The organism is Gallalistipes aquisgranensis (assembly GCF_014982715.1).
Classification (GTDB): domain Bacteria; phylum Bacteroidota; class Bacteroidia; order Bacteroidales; family Rikenellaceae; genus Gallalistipes; species Gallalistipes aquisgranensis.
In genome coordinates this window covers 303834-329284 of record NZ_JADCJY010000002.1, presented here as the reverse complement: position 1 = coordinate 329284, position 25451 = coordinate 303834, and the positions used below count along the sequence as shown (strand labels likewise).

Annotated in this window: 15 protein-coding genes; 4 read left to right on the top strand and 11 right to left on the bottom strand. The window is 57.6% G+C overall.

The features are described 5' to 3' along the window. Positions 1 to 13 precede the first annotated feature (13 nt). The 10 genes from INF32_RS10730 to INF32_RS10685 all read right to left on the bottom strand — a co-directional run bounded on the left by INF32_RS10730 (position 14) and on the right by INF32_RS10685 (position 15915). Positions 14 to 1996, bottom strand: coding sequence for a right-handed parallel beta-helix repeat-containing protein (locus INF32_RS10730; RefSeq protein WP_226388401.1), 1983 nt, complete (start codon positions 1994 to 1996; stop codon positions 14 to 16). A 121-nt stretch (positions 1997 to 2117) separates the two neighbouring features. Beyond that, positions 2118 to 4049 (bottom strand): RagB/SusD family nutrient uptake outer membrane protein, encoded by a 1932-nt coding sequence (locus tag INF32_RS10725; protein WP_226388400.1) that lies wholly within the window; start codon positions 4047 to 4049, stop codon positions 2118 to 2120. A 28-nt stretch (positions 4050 to 4077) separates the two neighbouring features. After that, the gene (locus INF32_RS10720; RefSeq protein ID WP_226388399.1) at positions 4078 to 7290 is read right to left on the bottom strand and encodes a SusC/RagA family TonB-linked outer membrane protein; all 3213 of its coding nucleotides are present in this window, start codon (positions 7288 to 7290) and stop codon (positions 4078 to 4080) included. A 175-nt stretch (positions 7291 to 7465) separates the two neighbouring features. Next, positions 7466 to 11449, bottom strand: coding sequence for a hybrid sensor histidine kinase/response regulator transcription factor (locus INF32_RS10715; RefSeq protein WP_226388398.1), 3984 nt, complete (start codon positions 11447 to 11449; stop codon positions 7466 to 7468). Between the two features lie 468 nt (positions 11450 to 11917). Continuing rightward, positions 11918 to 12898: a 6-phosphofructokinase gene (gene pfkA / locus INF32_RS10710; RefSeq protein WP_226388397.1), complete on the bottom strand. Its 981-nt coding sequence runs from the start codon at positions 12896 to 12898 to the stop codon at positions 11918 to 11920. An 84-nt stretch (positions 12899 to 12982) separates the two neighbouring features. Further along, positions 12983 to 13333 carry a LiaF transmembrane domain-containing protein gene (locus INF32_RS10705; RefSeq protein WP_226388396.1) on the bottom strand — a complete coding sequence of 117 codons (351 nt, stop codon included), beginning with the start codon at positions 13331 to 13333 and terminating at the stop codon, positions 12983 to 12985. 15 nt (positions 13334 to 13348) lie between these two features. Further along, a complete protein-coding gene (locus INF32_RS10700) occupies positions 13349 to 14527 on the bottom strand; it encodes a PspC domain-containing protein (protein WP_226388395.1) in 1179 nt (392 codons plus the stop codon). Next, complete coding sequence (locus tag INF32_RS10695; RefSeq protein ID WP_226388394.1) at positions 14524 to 14868, bottom strand: PadR family transcriptional regulator; 345 nt, start codon at positions 14866 to 14868, stop codon at positions 14524 to 14526. Before INF32_RS10695 ends, INF32_RS10700 begins: the two co-directional genes overlap by 4 nt. Then, a complete protein-coding gene (locus INF32_RS10690) occupies positions 14865 to 15401 on the bottom strand; it encodes a PspC domain-containing protein (protein WP_226388393.1) in 537 nt (178 codons plus the stop codon). Before INF32_RS10690 ends, INF32_RS10695 begins: the two co-directional genes overlap by 4 nt. 112 nt (positions 15402 to 15513) lie before the next feature. Next, positions 15514 to 15915, bottom strand: coding sequence for a winged helix-turn-helix transcriptional regulator (locus INF32_RS10685; protein WP_226388392.1), 402 nt, complete (start codon positions 15913 to 15915; stop codon positions 15514 to 15516). 168 nt (positions 15916 to 16083) lie between these two features. On the opposite strand from INF32_RS10685, the gene INF32_RS10680 reads away from it, so the two are divergent. The 4 genes from INF32_RS10680 to INF32_RS10665 all read left to right on the top strand — a co-directional run bounded on the left by INF32_RS10680 (position 16084) and on the right by INF32_RS10665 (position 23003). Further along, positions 16084 to 16614, top strand: a complete 531-nt coding sequence (locus INF32_RS10680) for a DJ-1/PfpI family protein (RefSeq protein ID WP_226388391.1) — start codon at positions 16084 to 16086, stop codon at positions 16612 to 16614. 246 nt (positions 16615 to 16860) lie between these two features. Continuing rightward, a complete protein-coding gene (locus INF32_RS10675; RefSeq protein ID WP_226388390.1) occupies positions 16861 to 19386 on the top strand; it encodes a hypothetical protein in 2526 nt (841 codons plus the stop codon). A gap of 149 nt (positions 19387 to 19535) precedes the next feature. Continuing rightward, positions 19536 to 21818 (top strand): GH92 family glycosyl hydrolase, encoded by a 2283-nt coding sequence (locus INF32_RS10670; protein ID WP_226388389.1) that lies wholly within the window; start codon positions 19536 to 19538, stop codon positions 21816 to 21818. A gap of 42 nt (positions 21819 to 21860) precedes the next feature. Further along, positions 21861 to 23003 (top strand): alkaline phosphatase, encoded by a 1143-nt coding sequence (locus INF32_RS10665; protein WP_226388388.1) that lies wholly within the window; start codon positions 21861 to 21863, stop codon positions 23001 to 23003. A gap of 159 nt (positions 23004 to 23162) precedes the next feature. Here the strand turns inward: INF32_RS10665 and INF32_RS10660 are convergent, their stop codons facing one another. Continuing rightward, entirely contained in the window at positions 23163 to 25418 is a 2256-nt protein-coding gene (locus tag INF32_RS10660; RefSeq protein ID WP_226388387.1) for a GH92 family glycosyl hydrolase, read from the bottom strand. Positions 25419 to 25451: the final 33 nt, after the last annotated feature.

Here is a 25451-nt window from a genome sequence, read left to right as displayed (position 1 = left end):
GTTTCGGGTCGGTTTATTTTTTGAGTTCGGTGGAGATCGGAACCGAGAATCCGTTGTCGAGCCGGACGAAGAACATGCCCACGAGCCTCTCTTCGGACGGTTTCACGGAGATTTTGAGTGTCAGCGTGGAGTTGGGTTTCAGCGTGGTGGCCGAAGGGGTCACGGTCAGCCACTCCATGTCCTCGGCCTTGCGGATCGTGAAGCCGGTCTCCTTGCCGATGTCGCCGACGGCGATTTTCACGGTTTTGGTCTTTCCCTCTTCCAGGCGGACATAGTAGTAATCGGATTCGATGTCGATCGGACGGATCGGGATCAGGCTCGAGGCCCCGTATTCGAGGGCGCCCATGTCGGGGGCTTTCCCGTTGAAGGTTTCGCGGAAGTTGGGGATCACCGTTCCCTTGTCTATTCCCGGGTCGTTCGCCTTCAGGGTGAATACGCCGTGGAAAGCGCTCGTGAATTCGGGGCAGGCGAATACGCCGTGGGTCTCCGAACCCGGCCGGGCTTTCATGAAGCCTTTCTTGTCCGGCGTGCGGGTATTGCCGACCATGTCGTAGTCGAAATCGTTTTCGGGAATTTCGTAATGGTCGGTGATGGACTGGCCTTTGGAGTCCTTGCCGGAACCTTCGGGTTTGCGGACGGAGATGAACATGTTGTTGCGGGTGGTGGCGATGAACCGTTCGCGGCTGTCGTTCGGTTTGCGGCCGTAACCCACGCCCCGCATGCCGTTGCCGAAGACGTACATCGTGTTGTTGAAAAGGAACTGGCGTCCGAGGGTGTGTTCGAAGCCGCCGCCGTTCTTCACGGCCGCACTGGCCGAGCCGGTCGAACTGCCCAGGTTCCAGACCACGTTGCCGAAGATGTAGGAGGGACCTTTCTTGTTCGGGGCCAGGCTCATGCCGCAGTAGGTCTGTTCGAAACGGTTGTTGTAGAGGCGAACGTTGCACTGTCCTCCGTCGAGTTCGATGCCGTCGTCCTGTCCGTAGCCGAGCATGTTGCCGTAAACGTCGGCATCCTCCTTGAAGCCGCCCTCCACGAAGCCGTTCTTCCAGCCCTCGATGGCGTCGTTGTAACGGTGGGCTTGGCTGCCCACGATGTCGTTGTAGCGGACGACGAAATTACCGCCGTTCTCCACGACGAAGATGCCGCACGGGCCTACCGGATGGCGCTGCCTGTATTTCTGGCCGGTCAGGGGGCCCAGGTGGATCGTGCCGTGCCAGGGATTGGTCAGGCCGTTCGGGTCGTGGATGTAGCAGCGTTCCACGACCACGTTCCGGCCGCGTTCCAGGCGGATACCGCCGTCGTTGTTGATCCTATTGCCCTCCCGGTCGAGGTACTGACCGTCCTTGTTCTGGCTGACGGGTACCCGGCCCCAATGGGAGATGTCGCAGTTGATGATGCGCAGGTCGGAGACCGTTTCGGTGATGTCGATCCCGCATTTGAGACCGCCCTTGATCGTCGCGCCTTCCAGGATGACGTACTCGCAGTTCGTGAAGCGGATCGCGTAATCCGTTTTGTTGCCGGCATCGAGTTCCTCGTCGCCCACGATCCGGATCCAGCCGTCGGCCGTTCCCTTCAGTCCGTCGACGGCGATGCCGCGGTTCTTCTTTTTGCCGAACAGGGAGCTCAGCTTGACGGTTTTCGCAACGGTCGGGTTCGAGGTCCAGGTGCGGAATTCGCCCGTGTATTCGCCGATCGTTTTCCCGTCGCGGGTCAGGGTGGCTTTCACTTCGTAGGGAGTGTCCTCGTCCAGCAGGACGATACTGCCCCGGAATTCCTTCCAGATCGTGTCGTAAACGGGGGGATAGGCCTCTTTCCACTCGCCGGTTCCCTTCTGGCGGAAACGCAGGTCGCATTGCGATTCCGTATCCGCTCCGATATACACGCTGCACGAGGAAAACGTGTTCCTCAATTCCATTCCGGCCGGTTTCGCAAAGCCGGTTCCCGCACACAGCAGAAGTCCGAGCGCGAGGAAGATGTTTTTGAAAATCAGTTTCATATGCTTTTAGAATGCTTAAAAGTTCGGATATGATCCTAAAACGATACCCGTACGACATACGGCTAAGTCGTATGCCGCACGGGTATCACCAACCTATAATTAACCTAAAAATCTGTGTCGCCTATTCGTATCCCGGGATCTGGGTGAGGGCCGTCGTTACGTCGAGCACGGCTTTCGGAATCGGGAAGAGTTCCGAATAGTTCTCTTGGAATCCGCGGGCGTAGTGCATGAAGTTGCCGGTGTTGCTGTGAACGCCTCCGGGGGCTTTCAGGAATCCTCTGGATTTCCACGGGGTCTCATTCTCGCCGACGACCGGGGTCTCTTCCGCGGTCTTCGTTTCGTAGATTACGCTCTTGCTGTTTTCACGATAGTACATGTTCTTGTTGAGGATCGTTCCTCGCCGGTGGGGAATCTGTCCCATGTAAGGACTCGTCCCGCCGTTTTCCATGTATTGGTCGAGCGCCTCGTGTTCGCCGGCCGCCCATTCCAGCCGCTCCTTGAGCTTGTTCCAGCGGATGAGGTCCGTCTTGCGGAATCCCTCGAAAGCCAGTTCGTAACCGCGCTCTTCGATGATTACGTCGAGGAATCCTGCAAAATCATAATCAGAATATGTTTCGGCATCGATGTCGGCTTTCGTCTTTTCCGTAGAAGATGTGGTGGTCTCGGGGAAGGCGCGTTTGCGTACTTCTTTCAAGGCTGCGATGGCTTCCGAAGTCGGTCCGTTGGCCAGGTAGCTGTCCGCTTCGGCGAACATGAGCAGCACGTCGGCATATCGGAGCATGGGGAAGTTGAAGTTGGAGCAGCTGCCCGATTCGTTTTTTCCCCAGATGTTCCGCCATTTTCCGGCATAGGTGTTGGAGATGTCGCGGAACGCGCCTTTGATTTCCGACTCTTTCGTGTGTTTCATGTAGGCGCAGGTGATGTCGCGCCGGGTGTCGCCCGGGGTGAATGCGAGCTGAAGGGCCGGGGTTACGAAAACGCCTCCGGAGCACTGTCCCGTGGCGGGACACGGATCAGCTTTCGATTCGGGACCGATGTAGGTGCCGTAGTAGCCGGCTTCATTCGCGGTGCTCAGCGTCGAGAAGAATCCCAGTTCGAAGATGTTTTCGCGTTCGGTATTGTTCATGAGGTAACCGCCGATGTATTTGACCCAAATATCCTCGTAACTGGGCGTCAGCTTGTGGACGCCGGACATCATGATCTCATGGCACTGGTCGCGGGCGATGGTGTACAGTTCCCGAATCCGGTTCTCGTCGTTGATGCGGGCCATCCGGCGCGATGCGGGAGTCGGGTTTTCCAGGTCCCAGCGGAGCGAATAGCCGGCGGCATAGAGGCAGATGCGGGCGAGGAATCCTTTCACGGCGCCTTTGGAGATGCGTTCGTGGTAGGTGTTGCCGTACCGGGTGTCGTTGGCCCAGGGTACCATGTCGATCGCCGTCTGCAGATCGTTGATGATGTGCTTGTAAATGGTGTCGCGTGAAGTGCGCGGCAGATCGAAGTTGTCGCCCGATACGGACGATTTGGTTTTGTAGGGTACGTCGCCCCACAGACGGATCAGGTCGAAATAGAAGAGCGCCCGGAGGGTGAGTCCCTCCCCGAGGTACTGGCGGAGCAGGAATTTCTCCTCTTCGGTTCCGTTGTTGTACTGGGCCATCTGGGGAATCGACTCGATCAGGATGTTCGCACGTTCCACGCCGGTGTAGAGCGTGTTCCACGTATTGGAAAGGTTCTTGGTCGTGGACGTGAAGAGGTAGTGGGCCGTGCTGCGGCGTTCGCCGTCGTCCGCGGGGTCTCCGCTCGCGTAACGGATCATGCCCAGATCGGTGTCCAGGTCGTAATACATGGTGATGTTACGGCCGTAGAGGTTCGAGCTGCACAGGGTGGAATAGACGCCCAGCAGCGTGCGTTCCGCCTGGTCCGTGGTCTGGTAGAGGTTGTCGGATGCGTAGATCGAGTCGGGGGCTATGTCGAGGAAATCCGAACAGGAACTCATCAGCAGGCTGCCTGCCGACAGGGCGACCATGAAAGTTCTTTTCAGCGCTATGGTTTTCATATTCATGTTCATTGTTAGTGTTAGGAATTTAGAAAGTTACGTTGATGCCGAAAATGAACTTGCGGCTCCGGGGATAGGCCGAGTAGTCCACACCGGGAGTCAGCGGCGTCTTGCGGCGCGTGTCCACTTCGGGGTCGTAGCCCGAATATCCGGTGATGGTGGCCAGGTTGTAGCCCGTCGCGTAGATTCTCAGCTTCTGTATGTGGATTTTCTTCAGCCACGGAGTCGGGAACGTATAACCGATCGTCACGTTGTTCAGGCGCAGGAACGATCCGTCTTCCACGTAATCGTTGACCAGGTATTCGGCTTTCGTTCCGCTCGCATACAGCGTGGAGTTGGCGTTGATCTCGTTGAGCCGGTCGCGGTTGACCACAGGCACTCCCGTCTGGGGATCCACCACCGTATAGCGCTGCCCCTCCTGTTTGATGATGTTTTTCCGGCTGTACATCTGGGTCACGCCGCGCAGCAGGGTGGCGTTGTATACGTCGTGTCCGTACACCCAGTTGAGGAAGATGCTCAGGTCGATACCCTTGTATTGGAACGTGGTGTTGAAACCGCCGAAATGTTTCGGGCTCGTGTTTCCGATCACGGTCTGGTCCAGGTCGGGCGTCGTCGTTTTCGAATCCGCGGCGCTTCCGATCCGTTTGATTTTGGGGATACCCAACAGGTTGGTGTCCTTGGCCTGGCTGCTGTTGTAGGGAATACCCGGTTTCAGGTTGTCCGGAACGAACTTCCCGTACTGGCTGCTGGAGGGATCGAACACCGCATCGACGAAATCGTTGGCCGTGTACATGCCGTCGCTGATATAGCCCAGAATCTGGCCGAGGGGCTGTCCCACCTGTACGATGAAGTCGCTGGACACGTTGCCCCAGCTCGAAGAGGCCTTCATGAAGTCCTCCTGTCCGTTCAGTTTGAGCACTTTGTTGCGGTTGGCCGAAATGTTGAAGTTGGCCGTCCACGAGAAGTCCTTCTTGTTCATGATGACGGCGCTCAACACCACTTCGAAACCGCGGTTGCGGGTGCTTCCGATGTTTTTCATCTGGGTGGAGTAACCGGCCATGGGGCTGATGTTGGCATTCAGCAGCAGGTCTTTGGTCTTGTTGTTATAGTACTCGATCGAACCCGAAATACGGTTGTTCAGGAAACCGAAATCCAGACCGACGTTCGAGGTGATGGTGGTTTCCCATTTCAGATCGGGGTTGGCCAGCGAAGCGGGAACCAGACCGAGCGTCGCCATGTTGTCCTGTCCGTAATAGATGGAGCTGTAGTTCGTACTGTACAGGAAGTTGTTGATGCGGTTGTTACCGGCCTGTCCGTAACTGTAACGCAGTTTCAGGCTGCTGACTACCTTCTGCAGGGGGCGGAAGAAGTTTTCGTCGCTGATGCGCCATCCCACGGAAGCTGCGGGGAAGGTACCCCAGCGGTTTTTCTTGGCGAATTTGGAGGAGCCGTCCCGGCGGAGCGACGCGGAGAAAATGTATCTCCCTTTATACGTGTAGTTCGCCCGGCCGAAGAACGAAAGGAGGGCTTCGGAATATTCGTTGGATTCGAGCTGTTTCGTCGTTGCCGGTTTCAGGTCTGAGAATTTTTTGTCTTCGTTCGGAAATCCGTTTGCGGTCAGTGTTTTCGAGAAATAGTGGAGCTTGTTGGCCTCCTGGCCGATCATGACGGTGAGGTCGTGATCCCGGCCGAATTTTTTCGTATAGGTCAGCGTGTTCGAGGTGTTCCATTTATCCTTGTCCTGCTCGTACATCGAACCGCTCGGACCTCCGTTGCGGCGGGCATAGTCGGAAATGGCCGTATAGAACATGTTCGTGTCGTCCCAGGTGCGGTTGTACCCGCCCGATACGCGCAGGGTCAGGTTTTTGTGGAGTTTGTAGCTTATGGCTCCGTTGAACTGGAGCGAACGCACCAACCTCTCTTTCTGAATGGAAGAAGTCATGTATCTGGGATTCAGGGCCGAAGTCTCGTTCGAGTCCTCGTCGAACTCCTCTTCCATGAATTCGTCCAGAGAGCTGCTGCCGAAAGGAGCATAGGTGATGATGTTGATCAGGGGGCTGTAGGCCGAGGAGTTGGTGGCTTCCGAGGTTCCGTTGCCCAGCGTCTTCCGGTCCATGTAGCTTCCGTTCGCGCTGAAGGTCACCCGGTCGTTGGCCTTGGTGTCGAACTTGAACTTGAACGAGTTCCGCTCGAAGTCGCTGTTCATCAGAATACCTTCTTCGTCGCTGCGGCTGAAGCTGAACGTGTACTTGGTGGCTTTCGTTCCGCCGTTGATGGCGACGTTGTGCGACTGAACGAGCGCCGTACGGCCGAACACCTCGTCCTGCCAGTCGGCACCGGGCCGGTCGATGTAGTTGGCGTTCATATCCTCGTAGGCACCCCATGCGCCGATGTTTTCGGTCATGTCGCCGCTCTCCATCTTGCTGCGGGCTCCCCGCTCCCACTGCTGTTTCGCATACTCCAGCGAGTTGAGCACGGGCAGGGTCTTGGAGAGTTTCTGGAATCCCACGTATCCGTTGTAGGATACGCTGAATTTGCCCTCCTTGCCGCCTTTGGTCGTCACGATCACCACACCGTTGGCACCGCGGGCACCGTAGATGGAGGTGGAGGAGGCATCCTTCAACACGTCGATCGACTCGATGTCGTTCGGGTCCACGCCGTCCAGTCCGAGGTCCGAGGGGAAACCGTCCACGATATAAAGAGGCGCGTTGTCCTGCGTGATGGAGCCGCCGCCCCGGACACGGATCTTGATTTCGGCGCCGGGCTCGCCTTCCGTGGTGGTCACCTGCACGCCGGCCAGTTTACCGGTGATGGCCTCCGCGGCGCTGCTGACCGGAACCTTGGCGATATCCGATGCCTGGATCGACGCGACCGAACCGGTCAGGTCGCGGCGTTTCATGACACCGTAACCCACGACGACCACCTCTTCCATTTCGAGGCTCGAATCGGCCATCTTGATGTTGATGATGCGGTTTTTTCCCACCACTTTTTCCTGGGGGGTGTAACCGATGAAGTTGAACGTAAGCGTATCCCTTTCGGAGTTTACCTTGATGTTGTATTCTCCCTTATCGTTGGATACGGTACCTTTATTGGTGCCTTTGACTACGACGGCGACACCTGCCAGGGGAGAGCCCCCGTCGTCGACGATACGTCCGCGGACGGCGATCTGCTGGGCGAAGGCCGTGTTTAGGGACACGGTGCACAGCAAAATCACAAATAACCTGAAGTTGAAATTTTTCATCATGGTTAGGGTTTTTGTTTTTTGATTTTATCTGATTATTTTAGATATGAATTCACGATACAATGTTAGGAGTTCGTTTCCTAACGAAGGTTTGTTTTCTCTTAAAAAAGGTTTGATTTCTGTTAAAGCGGCTTTTTGCCCCGTTCAGACGGGACCGATGCCGCAAAAGGAGCCGTTACTGTTCCTGAACGTATTTGCTCGGGCTCATCCCGTAGTGTTTCTTGAAGACCGTGCTGAAGTACTTCACGTCCGAGAAGCCGGTGGCGTAAGCCACTTCGTTGACGTTTCGGACCCCGTTGCGGAGCAGCTGCGCGGCCTTGTTGAGCCGGAAGATGCGGATGAAGTCGTTCGGGGACTGGTTGGTGAGCGCCTTGATCTTGTTGTAGAAGGAAGAGCGGCTCAGGGCCATGTCCTTGCAGAGGTGGTCGATCGAATACTCGCTGTCGGTCAGATGCTCCTCCAGGTGCTGCGTTATCTCCTGGATGAAGCGGTTGTCCAGTTCGTTCTCCAGCGACACCTGCTGGCTGCCTCCGATCGAGTGCATCAGCCGTTCGCTGAGTGCGCGGCGGCTCCGGATACTGTTGTCGATCTTCATTTTCAGCAGCGTGGCGTCGAACGGCTTGATCACGTAATTGTCGGCCCCGCGGTTGTATCCTTCGATCATGTCGCTCTTTTCGTCCAGGACGGTGATCAGAATGACGGGGATATGGGAGGTCTCCAGATTTCCCTTGACGCGCGAACAGAGTTCGTAGCCGTTCATGCCGGGCATCATCACGTCCGAGAGGATCAGGTCGGGTTTTACTTCCGGCAGCAGGCGGAGCGCCTCGTTTCCGTCGGCGGCTTCCGCCACACGGTAGTAGGGGTTCATGCAGTGGCTGATGAACCGGCGCAGGTCGTCGTTGTCTTCCACTACCAGCAGCGTGGGTGTATTCGGCGACGCCTGCGGAGTGGCGGATACGCCGGCCGGCGCTTCGGCCGGATCGGCAGTCGTCGTGACCGTCTCCGGTTGCGCGACGGCGATATTCTCTTTCCGGAAATGGGCGTTGCCGTAGGGGAAGGTCAGGCGGAAGCGGGAGCCTTCGCCCAATTTGCTTTCGAACGATATTTTGCCCTTCATCATGCGGGTGAGCGTCTGACAGAGCATCAGTCCGATCCCGCTGCCGGATTCATCGGAGGTCACGGCATTGTCCGCACGGTAGAAGCGTTTGAAAAGTTGGGTCTGGGATTCGGCGGAGATGCCGATTCCCGTGTCCCGCACTTCGAGAGTCCAGCCGTTCCTCTTTTCGTCGGGATAGAGCGAAACGTCCACCCGGTCGCCCGCCCGGGAATATTTCAGGGCGTTCGAGAGGAGGTTGTCCACGACCGTCTCCATTTTTGCCGCGTCGAACCACACTTCCCGCTGCATCAGCCGGCTGGAGAAGGTCAGCGTGATCTGCTTCTGGATGGCGAGCAGGCGGAAGGCGTTCACACGCTCCTCCATGTAGGACACTGCATCGTGACGTGTAACGACCAGCTTCATCGCCTGCATCTCCGCCTTCTGGAAGTCGAGCAGCCGGTTGACGAATACGCTCAGTTTGTTGGTGTTCTTCAGGGCGATGTCCAGCAGGTCCCTGTCCCGGGGAGGCAGCGATGTCTCTTCGGCCAGTTTGTTGAGCGGGCCGAGGATCAGCGTGATAGGGGTTTTGATTTCGTGGGCCGTGTCTGTGAAATAGCGGATTTTCTGGGCGAAGTGCCTCCGTTCGATCCGGTCGTGTACGATGCGGTAGATGCCGAACGTCAGCATCGAGGCCACGATCAGGTAGAGGCACCAGGCCCATACGCTGTCCCAGAACGGAGGCGTGATCCGGATGCGGATCTCCCGGTAGTCGAGAGCTTCTCCGCTTTCGGTGTCGAGCGCTTTGACCTGGAACGTGTAGTGTCCGTGGGGAATGTTGGCATAATTGGCGCTGGGCGTCCCGTTCTGTTCGAGCCACTGGTCGTCGTATCCCTTCAGCCTCCACGCGTAACGGAGCCGGGAGGCATCGGTGTAGTTGATGCCCGCGAAGGCGAACGAAAAGGTGTTCTGCCGGTACTTCAGTTTGATGTCGGAGAGCTCGTTGAGCGAGCCCGTCATCCGGAATTCCGTGTTTTTCTCGAAGACGGAACGGTAGCTGATCTTGAAGTCCGAGAAATAGAGTTTGGTCCGGACATTGATTTTATGTACGAGGAGCGGGTCGAAGGCGACGGCGCCCAGATAGCTGCCGAACCAGAGTTTTCCGTCCTTCGTCCGACATACGGCCCGGGTGTTGAAGCTGTCGTCCTTCAGGCCGTTCCCGACGTTGAAGTTCAGGAACGAGCCCGTCCGGTAGTCTACGCAGGAGAGTCCCCGGTCGCTGCTCACCCAAATGCGTCCGTTCCGATCTCCGGTGATGGCGTAGACGATGTCCGAAACGAGACCGTCTTCGCGGTTGTAGGTGAAGGTCTTCTTCCGGAGCGTGTCGTAGGCACCCAGTCCCTGTTCCGTGCTGAACCATAGCCTGTCTCCGTCGGGATACAGGTGGTTGATGTGGGATTTCAGCAGGGGGGAGTCCGGGTTTTCCGAAGGCCAGGGGACGAAAGTATCCAACTGCCTGTCGAGCCGGAAGATGCCCCGGGCCGTACCGATCACGATACTACCTGCGAACGAATTGATCGCATTGACATTGCGAGTTTTGTATTCGCGGTAGTCGTCCGAAACCGGATCGTAGCGGATCACCCGGCCGTGCAGTCCGCCGAACCACAGGTCGCCCGAAGGATCGCGGTAGATGACGTAAACATGGTTCAGGCCCGATCCGCGGTGGGCTTTCGACAGCTCTCGGAGAGTCGTCCTGACGCGCAGGGTCCGTTTGTCGATCAGGGCGGCGCCGCAGGCGAATCCTCCGGCCCATACCAGCCCGTCGCCCGCATCGCACAGTGCCAGGATTTTGTACCGCGTGTCGGGATTGTTCCGCGTATTGAGGAGGTGGTGCCAGCGTCCGGTTCCCGTGTCGTACAGGCTTACGCCGTCGTCGGTGCCGAACCACAGGTCGCCGTCCCGGTCTTCCATAATGGTGCTGACCAGGTTGTTGTTCAGTGAGTTGTTGTTTCCCGCCCGGCGGGTGACGTAGGTGAAATCGGGAATGTTCTTGTCGAGGATGCAGACTCCCCGGATGTAGGTGCCGATCCACAGGCGGTTTTCGTCGTCGATGTAAATATCGTAGATCGAGTTGGCGCTGAGGCCGTCGGTATAGTTTTCGGTGGCCACGTACCGGCGGATGATCTTCTCCGTACGGGTGTCCATGACGAAGATTCCCATGCCGTCCGAGGCGATGTAGAGCGAATGGTGCAACCCTTCGGTGAGGTCCCTGACGGGTGTGTTGGAAGAGATGGACACGATCTGGGTCAGAATGCCCTGGGCGAGGTCGTACCGGAAGATACGGCCGTTGAAGGTGCCCAGGTAGAGACGGTCGGCCGCAGCGTTGTAGTGGAGCGTCTGGATGCGGCTGTCGAGTCGTTCGGGCTCGATGCGCGTGATACGGTAGTCGGTCGGGGAGTCGAGTTTCAGCAGGTAGAATCCGTCGGCCGTACCGACCGCATACAGGGAGTCGGAAACGGCGACCACTTTCGTGACGTAGATGCCGGGCATCAGGTTCTCGCCGAGAAGCCGGTTGTCTTCCCGGTCGTAACATTTGAGGCCCAGGGAGCCGTAAAGCAGTGTGAGGGGGCCGGAGGAGAAGCACACTCCCAGCAGCGACATGCTGGTCGGGGAGGTCGAGTTCGGAACCTCGATCCGCCGTTCGAACGAATCGGTCCGGGGATCGTAACGGAAAAGGGCGCCTTTGACGTTGAAGGCCCAGATGCGTTGTTCCGGATCGGTGACGACATGGTTGAACCGGCCGATGTGCGAGCGGTCCTCTTCCGGTCCGAACAGGCGGTAGTTCCGGATGGACGTGCCGTCGTAACGGTCGATTCCGGTGCCGGTGGAGAACCACATCAGCCCTTCGCCGTCCTTTGCGATGGAGTACACTCCGTTGTGGCTGAGTCCGTCTCGGGTGGTGAGGTATTTGAAATCCCGGGCGACGGCCGGGGAGAATACGAATACGGCTCCTGCGATCAGCAGCAGGAGGACGAACGGACGTATTCGGAGCAAGCGTGTTTTCATCGCATCTGCAGATTGGGGTCGATTACCTGATCGAATCTGGCTGTTTTCGTCTGCAGTTGGGCGGACAGACCCGTGCCGGATCGGGAAGTTCCCGGATGATTCCGGTAGAATAACGTTTTTTCGCCCCGGTTTATTGGCTGTACCTGTAATAAAATAGATGGGCGGGGGATACTCCGGCGGAGCCGCTCCTTTCTGGCTGACCCTTGACGGCAAGGGCCCGTTCCTGTCCGCACGCTGCCTTCGTGCGCCCCGGGAAAGAGGCGCGTACAGGGAAATGTGCGGGTATACGGTGTCATGGAATGGAAGTCCGGTCGGGTATAAATATAGTGAAAGAATTCGTTTTTTCGGGGTTGCAAAGCTATAAAATTAATCGCGGAACCGCAAACCGGGAAACGGAGCCGGGGGGAGAAAAAGGGGAGGCCCGGAGTATCACTCCGGGCCTCCCCTTTTTCTCGGATCGCCGTGCCGTCAGATCGAGAGGATCTTGATCGTATTGAGCAGGTCGCGGTTGATCGGCTTGTCGTTGCGGATGGCCTTGGTGAACGGCACGTAGACGAGTTCGTCGTTCTGGATGCCGACCATGATGTTGCGCTGACCCTCCAGCAGGGCGTTGATGGCCGCTTCGCCCATCCGGCTGGCCAGAATCCGGTCGCTCGCCGTGGGAGAACCTCCCCGTTGGATGTGGCCCAGGATGGTGACGCGTACGTCGTACTGGGGATATTCGTTTTTCACGCGTTCGGCCAGTCCCATCGCGCCGCCCGTGAGCTCGCTTTCGGCTACCAGCACGATACTGCTGTTTTTCGACTTGCGGAAACCGTTCTGGATCAGTTCGGCCAACTGGTCGACCTCCGTGGCGATCTCCGGGATGATGGCCGCCTCGGCTCCCGTGGCGATGGCTCCGTTCAGGGCGAGGAAACCGGCGTTGCGCCCCATCACCTCGATGAAGAAGAGACGTTCATGGGAAGAGGCCGTGTCGCGGATCTTGTCCGTGGCCTCCATGATGGTATTGAGGGCCGTATCGTATCCGATGGTCGTGTCGGTGCCGTACAGGTCGTTGTCGATGGTGCCGGGCAGTCCCACGATCGGGATGTTGTATTCCGATGCGAAGATACGGGCTCCGGTCAGCGAACCGTCGCCGCCGATTACCACCAGCGCGTCGATCCCTTCTTTCTGCATGGTGTCGTAGGCGATCTGGCGTCCTTCGGGCGTGGTGAACTCCTTGCACCGGGCGGTCTTGAGGATGGTGCCTCCCTGCTGGATGATATTGCTGACGTTCTGGGTCTTCATCGGGAAAATCTCACCCGTGATCAGACCGCGGTATCCGCGCATGATGCCTTTCACTTCGAATCCGTTGTAGATCGCCGCACGCGTCACGGCGCGGATCGCTGCGTTCATCGCGGGAGCGTCGCCCCCGGAGGTCAGGATGCCCACGCATTTAATCTCTGCCATATTTTCTCCTATTAAAAATACCGCCGCAAATTTAGCAATAATTCGCGAATATTTTTGATAACACCGATTTTGTCTCTCCCTTCCCTATCTTTTTTTGGAAAAGAGGAAAATCAGCCCGATGGCGATCACGATCAGCGGCAGGGCGACCTTGTCGAGCGGAATGCGGAGGCCGAAAAAGTCGCTCAGCGCGAAGACGACTCCCAGGGCGACGATCACGCTTCCGGCCGCCCAGCGGCGCAGGGTGAGCAGGTAACCGCCCAGTACGATCGTGAGCATCTGCCATGAAAAGAGCGCATCGAACAGACGGTAGTCTATCCGGCCGAAATTGTAGAGCATCCAGACCGCTCCGATGACGATCAGCAGAAGGCCGATGTAAATGTTGCGCGCTTCCGCGACGGGTTTCCTGTTTTTGTTTTCGGGATGAATGATTTCCATGATGTTTCGTGGGATTTAAAGGGTTCGGAGCGAATCGGAGGAAAGGGAATCGGGTGCGGCGGTCCGTTCCGCGGAGGAACTGTCTGGCAGGACGGGAGATTGCTCGTCCCGTACCGTTGGAAGTTCGTTCCGGGTACGGCGTTCCGCATTCGAACTCAGGGCTTCGGAGTTCCGGACGGCCATGAAGCAGACGAAGACCGTAACGATGATCCACAGTCCGAAGATACCCGCCAGAACTCCCCGGCCGGTGGGGAGATCGAACACCAGCCGCAGCAGCAGGTAGAGCAGCAGCAGAACCGGCAACAGGACGATGAGCACGCAGAGGGCCAGAAACAGTCCGGGCGATATTCCCTGGAAGGCGCTGAACGTTTCGGCGAGGTTGGGTATCCGGTCCCAGGAGGTGAGCAGCACGACAAACCCGATGATCAGGGAGAGTGCCGCCGCGATCAGAAAAAGACTGAATATCAAAGAAAGGGCTTTGATGCCGAAGAGAGCGATCCGCCCCATGACCCAGACCACTTCGGCCCAGACGGTGGCTGTTTTCCGGTTGCGGGGCGTATCGGCCGAGAGAGAGGAAAACTCCTCACGGAAACTCTTTTCGATGGAGGATGCCGTGATCCGCTCCCCGCGCATTTCGAGCCGTTGGCGCGGGGTGCGGGCCGTGGGAACGGCGAACCAGAGCAGGAGGTAGAGGGCGAGCAGTGCCGCCTGTACGGTGAACAGCAGTCCGGAGAGAAATCCCAGTCCCAGCGTGGCCGTGAAGATCAGCAGGACCAGCGGGGAGAAGACCGCCAGGCGTACCCACACGGGGTCGATGCCCAGGAAGGTGGCGATGCCGTTGCAGACACCGCCCAGACGTGCCCCGTCGGGGTTCCGGTAGAGGCGGCGGGAGAATTTTTCCCGCACGCTTTTCGGGACGGCGGGACTCTCCTCCTCAAGTTCCGTACCTTCGGGAAAACCCATCCGGCCGATGATCTCCCTGACGAGTGCGGGGTCCACGATCCGGTCCGGTTCCTGTTTGCCGAGGATGATCTCGGCGATCCGGGCTTCGATGTCGGCGACGATCTCGGCGCCGTCGGGGTCGTTGCGGTAACCCTTTTCCAGCCTGTCGAGATAGGCTTTCAATTCGAGATAGGCCTCCCCGTCGAAGAAGAAGGCGATGCCGGAGATGCTGATCTGTACGGTCTCTTTCATAATTCAGTGTTCGATTGTCCGTTGCGGATGGCCCCGATCTGGCCTATTAATTCTTCCCACGCCGCGTCGAGCAGGGCGAGCGCCTCCCTTCCCCGGCTCGTGATCGTGTAGTATTTGCGGGGGGGACCCTGCGGCGACTCTTCCCACCGGTAGGAGAGCAGTTCCTGGTTTTTCAGCCGGGTCAGGATGGGATACAGCGTTCCTTCGACCACGATCATCCGGGCGTTTTTCAACTCCGAAATGATCTCCGAAGCGTAGGCGTCCTGACGGGAGAGGATCGAAAGGAGACAGTATTCCAGAATCCCCTTGCGCATCTGTGCCTGTATGTTGTCCACGTTCATGCCCGGTCGTATTTGGCGGAAGCCGCGTTTTCCGGGGCCTGCGGGATGACGATCCAGAGGATGATGTAGATCCAGAGGCTCACCGAGGTGAAGAAAAGCACTGCGAAGAGGACGCGCACCAGGGTGACGTCCACGTCGAAGTAGCGGGCGATTCCGCCGCATACGCCGCCGATGATGCGGTCGCGTCTCGACCGGTAGAGTTTGCGGGGTTCGTCGTAGGGGGGCGGCGTCTCCCTGCCGGCGAAGGCACTGCGGCCGTCCGGCGCGGTTTTCCGCTCCCCGAACGTGTCGGGCCGTCCGATCACCTCCATCGCGTACCGGGCCATGTCGATGTTCACCACCTGGCTGCGGTGGGTGATTCGTTCGGAGAATAGCTCCGCGATCCGCGATTCGATGTCGGCGGTCACCTCACCGGGATCGTTGTCCTCCTGCCGGGATCGGACATCTTCCAGATAACGGTCGAGGGCGTGGTAGGCGTCCTCGTCCACCGTGAAGGCCATGCCTCCGATATTTACGTTCAGTGTTTTTTTCATGGTCCGGTTCTTTATGTGTTTTGCAATGCAAATATATGGATTTTATTTAATACTATGCAATACATAATACTGTATTTATATACTATTCCTGCACTTTTTGTGCCGAAATTTTTTAATCGTCTTTTGGTGAGATAGTTGTGCCGATTCCGGCGGCCGGGTCGGCCGTGCCGTGCCCTTTTCTGCCGGCCAGGATACTCTCCATGTTGGCTTGGGCCCACTCCACCAATCCGTATATGTGCGGCAGCAGGCTGCATCCCCGTCCGGTCAGGCAGTACTCTACCCGCGGGGGAATTTCGGCATATACCTTGCGCTCGATCATGCCGTCCGTTTCCAGCGAGCGGAGGGTGACGGTGAGCATGCGTTGGGAAATATCGCCGATCGCTTTCTGTATCTGTCCGAATCGCAGGGTCCCGTTGGCGTGCAGGGTGATCAGGACGAGAATCGACCATTTGTCGCCCAGCCGACATAGGATGTTCCGGACCGGGCAGTTCTTTTCGGCATGAAAATTTTTCATCGTTCTTCCGTTCGCTCCGGGTTGATTTACAGCAAAGGTTACACACGGGTAACTATCTTATGATCAGGTGCCTTCTTGTGAAATGACCCGGCTTTGCATATATTTGTATGCAAAAGTAATGAACTTACTGAAAATAACCGATGTTTCATTCTTAAAAAAAATCGAATTATGGCGAAGAAAGTGGCCGTTCTGGCCGTGAATCCCGTGAACGGGATGGGACTGTTCCAGTATCTGGAGACATTTTATGAAAACGGTATTCCTTATACCGTGTTTGCGGTGGCGGACGACCGCAGGATCAAAACGAATTCGGGAGTCGTTCTCGAGGCCGATGCGGTAATCTCCGACCTGAAGGGACGCGAGGACGAATTCGACGCCTTGGTCTTCTCCTGCGGCGATGCCGTGCCGGTTTTCGCGGACCATGCGACGGAGAGTTACAACGTGGATCTGATGGAGGTGCTCCGGACTTTCGGTGAAAAGGGCAAGATTATGGCGGGTCATTGCGCTGCCGCCCTGATGTTCGATTTCGCCGGGGTTTCCGGGGGAAAGAGGGTGGCCGTGCATCCGTTGGCGAAAGCCGCCGTCAAAAAGGGGATCGCTACGGATGCCGATTCGGAAATAGACGGCAATTTCTATACGGCCAAACAGGAACATACGATTTGGACGATGATGCCGAAACTGGTCGAAGAGTTGAAAAAATAATCGGCCTGCCGATTGAAGGACGGGGACGGGACGTATTGGGGTCACGTCCCCGTGTTGTTTTCGTTCGTGCCGGCAGGTACGGAAAAGTGGTTTTATCCGTTTCGGGTCGGTTTGGCAGGAGTGGCAGGCTGTTCGGTCCGGGGTGCAGGATGGTGCGGAAAGATGACGATGCGGGCGATCTCTGTTGCGGAATCGTGGGAGAATGACTATATTTGTATCATAGCAAAACGCCGGTCGTCTAATCGAATGAGATATTCAGTCGCCATAATCCTGTTTTTCTTCGGATTGTCTGTTCACGGTCAAACGCCCCGTCCGGAAGGCAGATACGGTCTTTCGTTCCATGCTTACGAAAAGAACAAGGACGAGAGGACCGTGCTGACCATTCCGGGGGATGGCCGTACACTTCGTTTCCGGGACTATCTTTCCGTCGGGTTCGATCTGAAAATACGCGGGGAGACGGAACATTTCGGGTATGTATGCCGGATTGTTCTGGGTGGTGAGACTAGTGTGGACCTGTTGTTGAGCAATCCTTTCAACGGAATTCCGGAGTTGTGTCTGATCGGCGACAACCGTTTGCTGGGAAATATTGACGCGCTGCGGGAAAAACTGGATAGCTGGAACCGTCTCCTGCTCGAAATCCGTGCTGAAGGGGATGTCTTTGCCGTGACTGTCAACGGCCTCGGCATGGGAGAGTCTCTGCCATTGCCTTCCGGCCGAGAGGTGAACATCTGTTTCGGTGCCGTCGATCTGACGGGATTTTCCACGACCGATGTGGCTCCTTTCGTTCTGCGGAATCTGACTGTCGGTTTTTCGCCCGAAGAGGTTTCCTACTCCTGGCCGTTGGATGTGCCCGATCGCAGGGGTGTCGTCGAGTCCCTCGAAGGAGGTATGTCCGCATCCGTAATCCGTCCTTATTGGCAGGTGTTCGACCATATGCGGTGGAAAAGGATCGGGAAGGCGGCTTTCGGTTCGAAAACTTTCATCGTGCCTGAGCGGGACGAAAGAGCCGTTCTGTTCGTTTCGAAAGATGTGGTTCGGCGTTTCGATCTGCTGACCCGGAAACAGACGGATTTTCCCTTTTCGCCTGGGCTCCCGGTGGAAAATATGGCCAATCAGTTCGTCTGCGATCCCGTGAAGGGGGATTTACTTCTGTACGATTTCGAAGGTGCGTTGCCGGAAGGAATCTCCCGGTTCGATTTCTCGGCCGGGCGTTGGTCGGTGCCCCTGCGGAAGGCGATGGAGTCGGGTTGCCAGCACCACAACAGCTTCTTTTCCCCTGTCGATACCTCCCTGATTCAACTTTTCGGGTACGGATATCACCGGTATCTCTCCGTGATGAATCGTATCACTTCACGAGGAGAGGTGCAGACCGATTCGCTTTCGGGAATGATTCCTCCCCGGTATCTGAGTGCGGTGGGAATTGCCGATACGATGGTCTACATCTACGGAGGCATGGGGAACGAGAAAGGGTTCCAGGAGTATGGAACACAGGTTTTCCGTGATCTGTATGCTATGGATCTGCGGGACTATTCCGTTCGCAAATGCTGGGATCTTCCTTCGAAGACCTCCTCCGAGGTGGCGGCTTCCCGGCTGATCGTCGGACCGGAAGGGAAAGAGGCATACGCCCTTTTTTTCGATCCCGGCCGGTTCGTGTCCCGGCTGCAGTTGAAACGGATCGGCCTGGCGGACGGGGAGACCGTCTCTCTCGGGGATACGATACCCTTTGTCTTTCATGACGTGCATTCGGATGCCACGCTGTTGTGCGACACGGTAGGACAGCGGCTGTTCGCCGTGACGATGCATCGGATCGCCGACCGCTCCTATGAGGCGAATCTCTATTCGATCGACTTGCCTCTTTTGGAGGCGTTGCCGCAGGAAGAGGCAGGTCGTACGTGGATATGGGTGCTGGTCGGATGTGCCGCTGCGGCCGGCGGAGCGGCGTGTTGGGCGGTCCGCCGGCGGATTTTCGGAAGAAGGGAAGAAACGGTCCGTGCCCCCGGCCCCGTTCCTTATGTGCAAGGACAGTCTTTGCAGGAACCTGCGGTCCAGTCCTGTCCGCTTCCGACGGGTATTCATCTGTTGGGCGGATTCCGGGTGACGGACCGTCAGGGAGAGGATATTTCCGGCGAATTCACTCCGATGATGAAACGGTTGCTTTCGCTGATCGTACTTTATACGGCGGACGGAAAGGGAATTTCGAACGCCCGGCTGCGGGAAAGCCTGTGGCCTGACAAATCCGAGGAGAGTTCCCAGAATAACCGCAGTGTCAATATCCGGAAAATCCGGTTGCTTCTTGAAGGGGTCGGGAATTTCGAAATCGCGTCGGACAACGGCTGCTGGAAGATACTCCTCCACGGGGACTCCTATTGCGACTATCTGTATGCCATGCATTGTCTGGCCGGGAGCCGGGAGGATGGTCCGCTTTCCGCTCCGTTGCTGGAACTGGCGGCCCGGGGGCAGCTCCTGCCCGACCAGTCGTACGACTGGCTGGACGGTTTCAAGGCGGCTTATTCCGATGCCATGATCGCTCTTCTCTCCCGTTGGCGTGAACGGATCGTGGCTGCGGATGACTACCGGATGCAGATTTTGCTCTCCGAACGTATCCTGCAGTTCGATTCGCTGGATGAGGAATCCGTGAGAGTGAAATGCCATGCTCTGGTGGCGCTTCGGCGAATCGGGGCAGCAAAAAGTGCGTTCGACAATTTTGTCCGGGAATATCTGCAGGTGATGGGCGAACACTTCCCGACAGAGTTCGATTCGTTCGTCCGTTAGCCCTCCCCGGATTTTGCATTCCGGAGGATTCATCGGTTTTATTTTGTTTCGGTTAAGGGGATCGTTAATATTTTATTAAGGGTTGTCCTCTATTTTTGTTGATGCGGGCCTGTCCCGAGAGAGTGCATTGACAAACTAATTCCGAACTTATGAGAAAACTGCTTTTGCTGCCGCTTCTGTTGGGCGCGTGGGCCGGATGCGGGGACCGGCCGGAGGCCCTGGTGGATTACGTCGATCCGTTTATCGGAACGGGAGGACACGGACATACGTTTCCCGGAGCCGTCGTTCCCCACGGTATGGTCCAACTCAGCCCGGATACGCGGATGGAGGGGTGGGACGCCTGTTCGGGCTACCACTATTCCGATTCCGTCATCATCGGGTTCTCGCACACCCACCTCAGCGGGACCGGGATCGGGGATTACGGCGATATTCTGCTGATGCCTGTCGTGGGGAATGTCTCCCTGGACCGGGGTGAGGATTCCGTAGCCGGTTACCGCTCCCGCTTTTCGCACGAGAGGGAGAGTGCTTCGCCCGGTTACTATTCGGTCGTACTCGATGATTACGGAGTCCGGGCCGAATTGACGGCTTCCGTGCGCGCGGGTATGCACCGCTACACTTTTCCTGCATCGGATTCGGCAGCCGTCGTGGTCGATCTTTCCCACACGCTTCAGTTTCACGAAAATCTCGATCTGGAACTCCGCGTGCTCGGTCCGACCGAGATCGAAGGGGTGAAACGGACTTGCGGCTGGGCCAAGGATCAGCCCGTTTATTTCTATGCCGTGTTTTCCCGGCCGTTCGAGGCGGAACTGTTCGCCGGCGGGCGCCGTGTTTCCGGCGATTCCGTTTCGGGACCGGGTGTGAAGGCCCGGCTCGGGTTCGGCGATACCGGAGGTTGTCCGGTATTGGTCAAGGTGGGCATTTCGGCGGTGGACTGCCGCGGAGCCCGCGGCAATGCCGAGGCGGAGATTCCCGGCTGGGATTTCGACAAGGTGGCGGCACAGGCTGCCGACCGTTGGGAGGAATGTCTCAAGGCGATCGAAGTGACCTCTCCGGACGAGGTTTCGAAACGGATTTTCTATACGGGGCTTTATCATGCCCGGATCAGTCCCGGCACCTATGTCGATGCGGACGGCCGTTACCGTGGGCAGGATCGCCGGATTCACCGTTCCGAGAAGGGTGAATACTACACGGTTTTCTCTCTGTGGGATACGTTTCGGGCCCTGCATCCCCTGTTGAACATCATCGATCCCTCCCGGAACGAGGCTTTCGTCCGTACGCTGATCGAAAAGGCCGACGAAGGCGGTTTTCTGCCCATGTGGGATCTGGCATCGAACTATACCGGCACGATGATCGGTTACCATGCGGTTTCGGTCATTGCCGAGGCCTATTTGAAAGGACTGAGGGGGTTCGATGCGGAGAAGGCTTTCGCCGCCTGTGTCAAATCGTCGCAGTATCACCCGGTGACCGTAGAGAATCTCGACGGGGATGTCAATACCGGCAGCTTGATGCCGGTAGGAAAACTATACAAGGATTCGATCGGTTGGGTGCCTTGCGACCGCGACAACGAGTCGGTGGCCAAGGGGTTGGAATATGCATACAACGACTGGTGCATCGCCCGGTTCGCCGAAGCGCTGGGCAAGGAAAAAGAGGCTGCGGAGTTTGCGCGAAAGGCTTCGTATTACAGGAACTATTTCGATCCTTCGGTGGGATTCATGCGGGGCAAACGGCTCGACGGGAGCTGGAACGCTCCTTTCGACCCCCGGGCCTCGAATCACCGCAAAGACGATTATTGCGAGGGCAATGCATGGCAGTGGTCGTGGTACGTGATGCACGACGTGGACGGTCTCGTGGCTCTGCACGGGGGAAAAGAGGCGTTTACCGCGAAGCTCGACTCCCTTTTCACGGTCTCTTCCGAGTTGGCCGGGGACCGGATCTCCAGCGATATCTCCGGGTTGATCGGGCAATATGCCCACGGCAATGAACCGAGCCACCACATCACGCACCTCTATAACTATGTGGGCGAGCCGTGGAAGACCCAGCGTCTGGTTGATTCGATCCTCCGCAACCTCTATTTCGCCGATCCGAACGGATTGGCCGGGAACGAGGACTGCGGGCAGATGTCGGCCTGGTATATCCTCAATGCGATGGGTTTCTATTCGGTGGCTCCGGCCAGCGGTGTCTATTCGCTCGGCCGGCCGATCTTCGACCGGGTGCGCATCCGGCTGCCGGAAGGCCGGAGTTTCGAAATCGTCACCCGTAACAATTCCCGCGGCAACAAATATATCCAGCGGGTCGTGCTGAACGGAGAGCCGATGGATACGCCTTTCTTCACGCACCGGACCCTGATGAACGGAGGCGTGATGGAGATCGAGATGGGGCCCGAACCCAACGAGGGATTCCGGGGCGAACCGATAGCTGCCGATACGCTCTGAAATGTTCCGACGATATGTTTCATCCGATAAAACACTATTATTATGAAGTATGGAATGAGATGGGCGGGAGTTCTGCTCCTGCTTGCACTGGCGGTACCGGCCGGTGCACAGAACGAAGTGGTCAAAACCCGGTTGACCAACAAGGAGTATCATGCGGTTTATACCCCCTCCTTTTCGATCGACGGGGCACATAAACCGGTCCGCAACGTTATCCTGATGATCGGGGACGGGATGGGGCTGGCGCATGCCTCGGCCGGCATGTATATGAATCAGGGGGCGCTGACCCTCACCAATCTGAAGACGATCGGTCTGGTGCGTACGCAGTCGGCCAGCCACTTTACGACCGATTCGGCCGCTTCCGGTACGGCCTATGCTACGGGGAAGAAGACCCGGAACGGTGCGATCGGAGTGGACAAGGAAGGGAAGGTGCTGGAAAACATCACCGAAAAACTCTCGGAGAAAGGATTCGCCACAGGTGTGCTGACGACGGACAATATGGACGGAGCCACCCCTGCCTCGTTTTATGCCCATCAGCCCGAGCGGGGGATGTCCGACGAAATATGGAGCGATCTTCCGGATTGCAAACTGACGTTTTTCGGGGGCGGAAGCCGCGAATTGATGGAGAAAAAAGGCGTGGAGAAGAGACTCGAAAAAGCCGGATTTACCCTTGTGGAGAGCGTTGCCGACCGGAATGCTGCGACGGCCGCACGTCTGGGGGTACTGCCTCCTGCCGCCAAAACCGCTTCCGTCAATGAGAACCGGGGCGATTTTCTGCCTGTGACGACTGCTTTTGCCCTGGATTATCTGTCGAAACGCAGTGACAAGGGATTTTTCCTGATGGTAGAGGGTGCCCGTATCGACAAGAGCGCCCATAACAACGATTTCAAGGGTGTAGTGGGGGAAGTGCTGGATTTCGATCAGGCCGTCGAAGCTGCTATCCGTTTTGCCGAAAAGGACGGTCATACGCTGGTAATCATATCCGCCGATCATGAAACGGGTGCTCTTTCGCTTGGAAACGGACATATCGCCGATGGCAAATTGACCGGCAATTTCTCGACGAAAGGCCATACTTCGATTATGGTGCCTCTGTATGCCTATGGTCCGTGGTCGGACCTCTTTACCGGGGTGCAGGAGAATAGCGATGTGTCCAATAAAATCTACGAATTGCTGACGAAGGGCAAATAGATTGCCCGGTGTCTTGATGCCGGTTCCGGCGGACCGGAAGGACGAAACGACGGACGACAGTTTCCGTTATTGACGATTCACCCCGCAACGAAATTTCGTTGCGGAGGTGAATCGCTATTGTATGGGATTTGTTACGGCACTCCCTATTTCCGGATTTCGCTATAATTGATCGAATACCTCGGACCGGGGCCGGTTTTCCGGGGCGGCTCCGAATTCGAAGTTGGGTTCCGGGCCCATGACGAAGACCAGTTCCCCACCCTGCATGATGTCGGCGTAGGTGATGTAGCTCTTCGCGTAGTCCCGGCTGTTGAGCGTTACGCTCCGGATGTATTTGTTCTCCGGCAGGTTGTTTTCGGCGCGGACCGTGAACTTCTTTCCTTCGGGCAGGGCGATCTCCGCACGGTCCATCTGCGGGGAGCCGAACACGAATAGGCCGCTGCAGGGATTGACCTGGTAGAATCCCATCGCGGAGAGGATGTACCAGGCCGACATCTGCCCGCAGTCTTCGTTGCCGATGATTCCCGAAGGGGTTGCCAGATAGAATTCGTCCATGATGCGGCGGGCCTTCTCGGCGGCTTTCCATTGCTGTCCGGCGAAAGCGTACAGATAGACGGTGTGGTGGCTCGGTTCGTTGCCGTGGGCATACTGTCCGATCAGTCCCGAAATGTCCATCGAAGCCTCTTCGCCCATCTCTCCCTCGGCGATGAACAGGCTGTCGAGCTGACGGCAGAACGCCTCGTCGCCGCCCATCATCCGGATCAGCAGTTCCGGGTGCTGCGGGGCGAAGAACGTGTACTGCCAGCCGTTGCCCTCGCAGAAATCGCCCTTGCTGTGGATGGATCGGAAAGGGTCGTAAGGGGTTTTCCACGTGCCGTCGCTCAGTTTCGGCCGGGCCAGACGCAGAGCGGTGTCGATGTAGCGGGCGAAGTGGTCGCCCCGTTCGGAGAAGGTTTCGTAATCGGCGTTTTTGCCCAGTTTCCGGGCCATCCGGGAGATTCCCCAGTCGGCGACGGCGTACTCCATGCCGTAGGAGACCGATTCGAACTCCTTGTCCGCCGGAATGTAGCCCGATTCCATCACGTAGGGGATTCCCCGCTGGTCGGGATGTGTGGCCGTGGCGCGGACCGCCTCGAACGCCTTTTCGGGATCGAATCCCCCGATACCCTTCAGGTAGGCGTCGCAGATCACCTGTACGGCGCTGTATCCCGGCATGCAGTAGGTGTCGGTGCCCCACAGTCCCCAGATCGGCAGGCGTCCGTGCTGGTCGTAGACCGAAAGCATCGAACGTACGAAGTCGCCGACCTTGTCGGAATGGATGACGGTGAAGAGGGGGTTGAGCGCCCGGTAGGTATCCCACAGAGAGAAGGTCGAATAGTTGACGAAATCCGGGTCGCGGCGCACCCGGTCGTCCATGCCGCGGTAGGAGCCGTCCGCATCGCAGCAGAGCATCGGGGCGACGGCGGCATGGTACATGGCCGTATAGAAGATTTTCTTCTTGACCGTGTCGGGGGTCTCCACCCGGATTTTGGCGAGTTCCCGTTCCCATGCGTCGTGTCCTTCGCGGACGATCCGGTCGAAATCCCAGTGGGGAATTTCAGCGGCGAGATTGGCCGCTGCACCCTCGCAGCCGACAGGCGAGATGCCCACCTTCAACGTCACGGGTTTGGAGTCGGGGGCGAAGGTGACGACGCCTTTGATCTTGCCTTCGGCCTGCGTTCCTTCCACCTTCCGGTCGTTGTCGAACAGCTCGAGCGAGAGGATCGGACGGTCGGTCTCCAGCCGGAAATAGACCCTGCGGCGGGGAGCCCATCCCTTCGTGTAACGGTAACCTTCGATCGTACGGTCGTCCACCAGCCGCATGCCTGTCGAATCGGCCTTGCAGCGGTTGCCTTCGAGCAGGTCGATCATCAGGCGGGGCGTCTCACCCGCAGGGTAGGTGTAACGGTGCATGCCGGCCCGGGCCGTGGCGGTCAGTTCGGCCCGCACGCCGTTGTCCATCAGCAGCGAGTAGTAGTCGGGTCGCACCGTTTCGTTGTCGTGGCTGTACATGGTGGCATATCCTCCGCCCAGGTCGTTCTGTTCGCCCCGGCGGATGCGGACGTCGCCGGTGTAGGGCATCAGCAGGATGTCGCCCAGATCGCCCACGCCCGTGCCGTTGAGGTGCGTGTGTGAAAATCCTGCGACGATGCTGTCGCTGTAATGATATCCGGAACACCAGTCCCAGCCTTTGAAGATGTTGTTGGGGCCCAGCTGGACCATGCCGAACGGAACGCTGGCACCCACGAACACGTGCCCGTGGAAATCGGAGCCGATATAGGGGTCTACGTAATCGACCAGCCGTGTCTGCGTCCGGTCGTGGGTGCAGGCCGCGAGGACGCAAGTTGCGAGAATCGGAAAAATGGTTGTACGTTTCATCGTTTGTTATTAGTTTTTTTGGGGTAATATCCG